The 5,355-nt window shown below is 69.3% G+C and carries 5 protein-coding genes; 4 read left to right on the top strand and 1 reads right to left on the bottom strand.

Annotated elements, in window-relative coordinates; all coding sequences use genetic code 11:
- The first annotated feature begins 76 nt into the window (after window positions 1-76).
- A complete protein-coding gene (locus ACWDNU_RS44675; protein ID WP_449673307.1) occupies window positions 77-1,378 on the top strand; it encodes an MFS transporter in 1,302 nt (433 codons plus the stop codon).
- 3 nt (window positions 1,379-1,381) lie between these two features.
- Here ACWDNU_RS44675 and ACWDNU_RS44680 read toward each other — a convergent pair whose 3' ends face one another.
- Window positions 1,382-2,539, bottom strand: a complete 1,158-nt coding sequence (locus ACWDNU_RS44680; RefSeq protein ID WP_449673308.1) for a DUF418 domain-containing protein — start codon at window positions 2,537-2,539, stop codon at window positions 1,382-1,384.
- Between the two features lie 153 nt (window positions 2,540-2,692).
- Here ACWDNU_RS44680 and ACWDNU_RS44685 point away from each other — a divergent pair, with 153 nt between their 5' ends.
- From ACWDNU_RS44685 to ACWDNU_RS44695, 3 genes are read left to right on the top strand one after another with little or no spacing between them, the layout of a single operon-like run.
- Window positions 2,693-3,226, top strand: a complete 534-nt coding sequence (locus ACWDNU_RS44685) for a hypothetical protein (RefSeq protein WP_449673309.1) — start codon at window positions 2,693-2,695, stop codon at window positions 3,224-3,226.
- Between the two features lie 8 nt (window positions 3,227-3,234).
- Window positions 3,235-3,906 carry a two-component system response regulator CseB gene (gene cseB / locus ACWDNU_RS44690; RefSeq protein ID WP_449673310.1) on the top strand — a complete coding sequence of 224 codons (672 nt, stop codon included), beginning with the start codon at window positions 3,235-3,237 and terminating at the stop codon, window positions 3,904-3,906.
- Complete coding sequence (locus ACWDNU_RS44695) at window positions 3,903-5,105, top strand: sensor histidine kinase (RefSeq protein WP_449673311.1); 1,203 nt, start codon at window positions 3,903-3,905, stop codon at window positions 5,103-5,105. The genes cseB and ACWDNU_RS44695 overlap by 4 nt, the downstream gene beginning before the upstream one ends.
- The last annotated feature ends 250 nt before the right edge of the window (window positions 5,106-5,355 follow it).

Raw genomic sequence — 5,355 nt, forward strand, 5'->3', positions numbered from 1 at the left:
GGGCTCCTTGAGGGAATCTGATTCCCTCAAGGAGCCCTTCACGGACGGTCCCCGCCGACAGACAACGAGGTCCGTCATGTCCGAACAGACTCTGGGAACTTCGGCTCCGGCAACGGTTTCGCCGCGCAAGGTCGTGTTCGCCGCCGGTGCCGGCCACTTCGTGGAGTGGTTCGACGTCGGCCTCTACGGCACGCTGTCGGCCTTCATCGCCGACAACTTCTTCGCCGACGGCGACGCCACCGCGGCATTGCTGTCGACGTTCGCGGTGTTCGCCGCCGGGTTCGTGATCCGGCCGCTGGGCGGGCTGTTCTTCGGCCCGCTCGCCGACCGCATCGGCAGGCAGCGGGTGCTCGCGATCGTCGTGCTCGCCACCTCGCTGTCGACGTTCGCCATCGGCGTGCTGCCGACGCACCAGGCGGTCGGCACGCTAGCGCCGCTGCTGCTCGTGCTCGCCCGGCTGGTGCAAGGCTTCGCCGCGGGCGGCGAGACGTCCAGCGCGGTCACCGTCCTCTACGAATTCGCGCCGCCGAACCGTCGCGGCTACTACACGAGTTTCTCCAACACTTTCGGTTTCGCCGCCTTCGTCGTCGGCTCCGGGCTCGCGCTGCTGCTCACCGCGACGCTCGGCGACGCGACAATGTCCGCGTGGGGCTGGCGGTTGCCCTTCCTGCTGGCCCTTCCGCTCGGCCTGGCCGGGCTGTACCTGCGGACGCGGCTCACCGACACCCCGGAGTTCCACGATCTCGAACGCACCGGCCAGGTCGCCGAAAGCCCGCTGCGCGACTCCTTCCGCACCGGCGGCCGAGCGATGCTGGTGCTCGCCGGACTGGTCGTGGTCAAGGGCGTCGCACATTGGACGCTGCAGACGTTCATGCCCAGCTATCTGCAGAAAACGCTGCATTTCTCGAAAATCGAATCATTCGTCGCGGCGACCGTGTGTCTCGCCGTCGTGGCCGCGGCGGTCCCGGTCGCCGGTGCGCTGTCCGACCGGATCGGACGCAAACCGCTGCTCATCGCGAGCACTGCCGGGTTCGTCGTGCTTACCTGGCCCGCGCTGGTGCTGATGTCGCTGGGAAATCCGGTGCTCGCCGTTGTCGGAATGGTCGTGCTGGGGCTGCTGATCGCCGCTTACGACGGTGCCGCTGGTGCGGCGATGGCCGAACTGTTCCCGCCGCGCATCCGCTCCGGCGCGATCGCGATTCCGTACAACATCGCGGTTTCGCTTTTCGGCGGCACCGCGCCGTACATCGCGACCTGGCTCGTCGCCGCGACCGGATACAAGCTCTCCCCGGCCTTCTACATCATGCTGGCCGCCGTGATCACGCTCGTGACGGTGCTGCGCGGGATCCGCGAAACCGCCGGACCCCGCGCCCGCTGAGTCTCAGGGCACGAGCAAGGTCGCCCGGTGCACCAGCCATTCCAGCGGCCCGCGCCGCCGCCAATGCCGCCACGCCACCGACGCCGCCAGCATCACGGCGACCACCGTCGCCAGGAATACGAAGGAATACGGCTTCGGCACCAGCTTCAACACCGCGAAATGTGCCGCATACCAGGTAAAAGCCATGCCGCCGGCGGCAGCGAGCGGCCACAGCGCACTACGGCCGAGCGGCCGGTCCAAGGCGATCAGCAGTCCGCCGAGCAGCACCATCGCGACGCCGATCATGAGCACGATGCCTAGCGGGCTCGTGGCGTACAGCGATCCGTCCGGCGGCATCGCCAGCAGCACCTGCCACGGCATCCCGGGCGGCGGGGTCGTCGCGATCGCCTCGGCTCCGCCCAGCGGATAGGTGGCGATCCACGAAGCAAGGATCGACGCGGCGGCGAGCACGAAACCGGTGTACAGCAACCGAATCCGGACCTGGTGCGTGCGAAGGTCGAGGCGGCCGATCGCCATTCCCGCCAACGCCAAAGGCAGGCCGTACGCGATCTGGAAACCGCCGCCGAACAGCACCATTCCCTTGAAGAACTCGCCCCATTGTTCGGGATGCCCGAAGATCGCGAGCCCGCTCGCCGTTTCGGACCCGGACATCATCCAGTCGGAATGCGCGTTGAACACCCAGAACGCGTAAAGCGTCATCGCGGGCACGGCGATTCCGGAGAGAATGAACAACGTCCGCGCGCGCAGCCGGGTCAACGGCAGCAGAAGAAGCAGGAGCACCGCGTAGTACTCGATCACCGACATGCCGTACTCGTCGATCGCCAGGCTGAGCAGGAACAACACCACCGCCCGGACCGCGAGCCTGCCGCGGGCGCGCCACTTTTCGTTCCCCTCGTACGGGGTCGAGCCGCCGGTCATCAGCGCCGCGGACAGCCCGAAGAGCAGCACGAACAGGCTCATCGCCCGAGACGACGTCTGCACGTTCAGCCAGGTCAAGAATCCCGGGGCCGCGTCGGGCGGGCCGCCGTGCAGCCAGCCGCTGGCGAAGAAATGCTCGATGAACACCCCGACGATCGCCAGCGCGCGGACCGCGTCCACGCCCAGCAAGCGTCCCTTCGGCACCCGGGTTTCCGCCGGGTCCCGCACCGTTTCCGTCCTCATCGGACTCCTCCCTGGTCGATTCCCCGCCAAGGTAGGAACGGCGGATCACCGGCCGCCGGGAATCGCGTTGTGGCGGCCCGGAGGAAACCCATCGGTTTTGTAACAGCGCTCCCCGAGCAGCGCGCGAACGGCAAAATGGCTACTGTGCGAAGCATGCGGAGGACAGCGGTCGCGGCGTTTGCGGTGCTGTCGCTCACTGCTTGCTCCGATGTGGACGGTGTGCGCGTCGCCGGGCCAGCTCCACCGGCGGCGGCTGCCCCGGCACCGGCGAACAACCCGCGCGGCCCGACTGTGGACGCGGTCGCTCTGCTGCGCGCGGATCCGACGGTCAGCGCCAGGACGAAGGCGGCGTTGCGACCGTGTCCGTACGGTCCGAGCGCCGGGTCTTATCCCGTCAGCACCGCCTACCACGAGCTGACCGGCGAGGTCGACGTCGTGGTCAACGTCTATCCGTGCGGCGCGGTCGGTGCCCCGGGCACTGGCAGCAGCGGCGCGACCGGCGTGCCGGTCAGCGCGTATCTCGGCGGCTACGTCTACACCATCGGCGGGAAACAGCTGTTCAGGCTGGAGAACGCCGGTGCCATGCTGACCGTGCTCGACGGGCAGCTGGCCACTATGTCGGCGACCGGCCCGAACAACGGGGTGGCCCGCTACCGCTGGACCGGTGCCGGTTTCTCGCCGGAGTGAGAGGGGACATGACGCAGGTACTGCTCGTCGAGGACGACGACGTGATCCGGGAAGCGACGCAGCTCGCGCTCGAACGCGCCGGATTCCGGGTCGCGACGGCCGCGGACGGGCTCGCCGGGCTCGACCAGTTCCGCGCGCGGCCGCCGGACGTGGCGTTGCTCGACGTGATGCTGCCCGGGCTCAACGGCGTCAGCCTGTGCCGGCGGATCCGCGAGGAAAGCCGGACGCCGGTGCTGATGGTCTCCGCGCGCGACGATTCGGTCGACGTCGTGCTCGGCCTCGAAGCCGGTGCCGACGACTACGTCACCAAACCGTTCGACACCGCCGTGCTGATCGCGCGGATCCAAGCGGTGCTGAGGCGAAGCGGCTGGTCCGGGCCCGAGGAGGACGCGTTCGTCCGCTTCGGCGATCTCGAAATCGACCGCGCCGGGCTGGACGTGCGCCGGGCCGGTCAGCCGGTGGACCTGACCCCCACCGAACTGCGGCTGCTGCTGCGCTTCGCCGAATCGCCCGGCATCGTGCTCAGCCGGGACACGCTGCTGGCCAGCGTCTGGGATTACGCGTGGGGCGGCGATACGCGAGTGGTCGACGTCCACGTGCAACGGCTGCGCGTGAAGATCGGCCAGGAACGGCTGCAGACCGTGCGGGGCTTCGGATACAAGCTCCGCGCCGAGCCGTGAAACTCTTCCCGGCCACGCTGCGGTGGCGGCTGACCGCGGCGGTGACTCTCGTGTCGGCCGCGGTCGCGCTGACGTTGAGTTTGCTGGTGCACCAGCAATTCGCGCGCACGCAAGCCGAGCAGGCGCGTCATGCGCAGGACGAATGGATCCAACTGCTTCTGCGCAACCCCGGTGTCGACGGCCAATTCGACGATCCGACACTGCCCGCTCCCCTGCGCGACGCCGTCCGCGGGGGCAACCGAGCGACCTATTTGGACGGACCGGTTCTCTGGGCAGCGGCGGAAACAGGCGGGCACGTGGTCTCGGTGCGGACCAGTTATGCGTCGCAAACACAGGCACTGGCCACTTTGGACCGGGAATTGCTGGCTGGTTCCGCTGTCGTGACCGTCGCCGGGGCGCTGCTGGGCGTCGTGCTCGGCGCCGGGATGGCACGTCGGCTCCGGCGGGCCGCCGATGCCGCCCGCGACGTCGCGAACGGCGCTCCGGCCAGGGTTCGCGACGCGATCGGCCCACGTCCGCGCGACGAAGCGGCCGATCTCGCCCAGGCAGTCGACGCGATGGCGGACGCGTTGCAAGCGCGGTTGGCTGCGGAACAACGGGTCACCGCAGACATCGCCCACGAACTGCGGACCCCAGTGACCGGCCTGGTGACCGCTGCCGAATTGCTGCCGCCCGGACGCCCGGCCGAACTGGTCCGCGACCGGGTGGCCGCGCTGCGGTCGCTGGTGGAGGACGTACTGGAGGTGGCCCGCTTGGACACCGCCGCCGAACGAGCGGACCTGGCGGAAATCGACCTGGCGGAGTTCGTACGGCGCCGGGTGCCGGACGCGGTCGCTCCTCACGCGGTCCAGGTGCGGACGGATCCCCGGCGGCTGGAGCGGATCCTGGCGAATCTGCTGTCGAACGCGGCCAAGCACGGGTCCGCGCCGGTGACGGTGCAGGTCCATGGCCGGTGCGTTGTGGTCAGCGACCGGGGCCCGGGGTATCCGGATGTCCTGCTCCGCGAAGGACCCGCACGGTTCCGGACCGGCACCGACGCCCGCAGCGGCGGGCACGGCTTGGGGTTGACGATCGCAGTCGCCCAGGCGCGAGTGCTAGGCGCGGAACTGGAGTTCGGGAACCTGCCCGACGGCGGCGCGCAGGCGGTCCTCTGGTTGCCGGAACTGGCGAGCCGTGAAGGACCCCTCGAAGGAATCTGATTCCCTCAAGGAGCCCTTCACGGACGGACCGCAGCGGGCCGTGAGGGGAACCCTGAGGAACTCTGATTCCGTGAGGGGAACCCTCACGCCCCACGCCTAAACAGGCACCGACGCACCCAAGGTTCGAGGCACCCAGCCCCTCCCCCGCACCCCGATATGAAGCGTCTCTGCGGTCTGGGCCCCTGGCCCCAACGGGATCCCCGGGATGTCCGGCGCGTATTCCCCCGCACAGACCGGAATGCCCGCGAAC

The organism is Amycolatopsis sp. NPDC003676 (genome assembly GCF_053587275.1).

Bases quoted from the DNA above. Each gene is read 5' to 3' on its own strand.
- ACWDNU_RS44685 (WP_449673309.1), top strand. From the start codon at position 2,693: ATGCGGAGGACAGCGGTCGCGGCGTTTGCGGTGCTGTCGCTCACTGCT.
- ACWDNU_RS44675 (WP_449673307.1), top strand. From the start codon at position 77: ATGTCCGAACAGACTCTGGGAACTTCGGCTCCGGCAACGGTTTCGCCG.
- ACWDNU_RS44680 (WP_449673308.1), bottom strand. From the start codon at position 2,539: ATGAGGACGGAAACGGTGCGGGACCCGGCGGAAACCCGGGTGCCGAAG.
- cseB (WP_449673310.1), top strand. From the start codon at position 3,235: ATGACGCAGGTACTGCTCGTCGAGGACGACGACGTGATCCGGGAAGCG.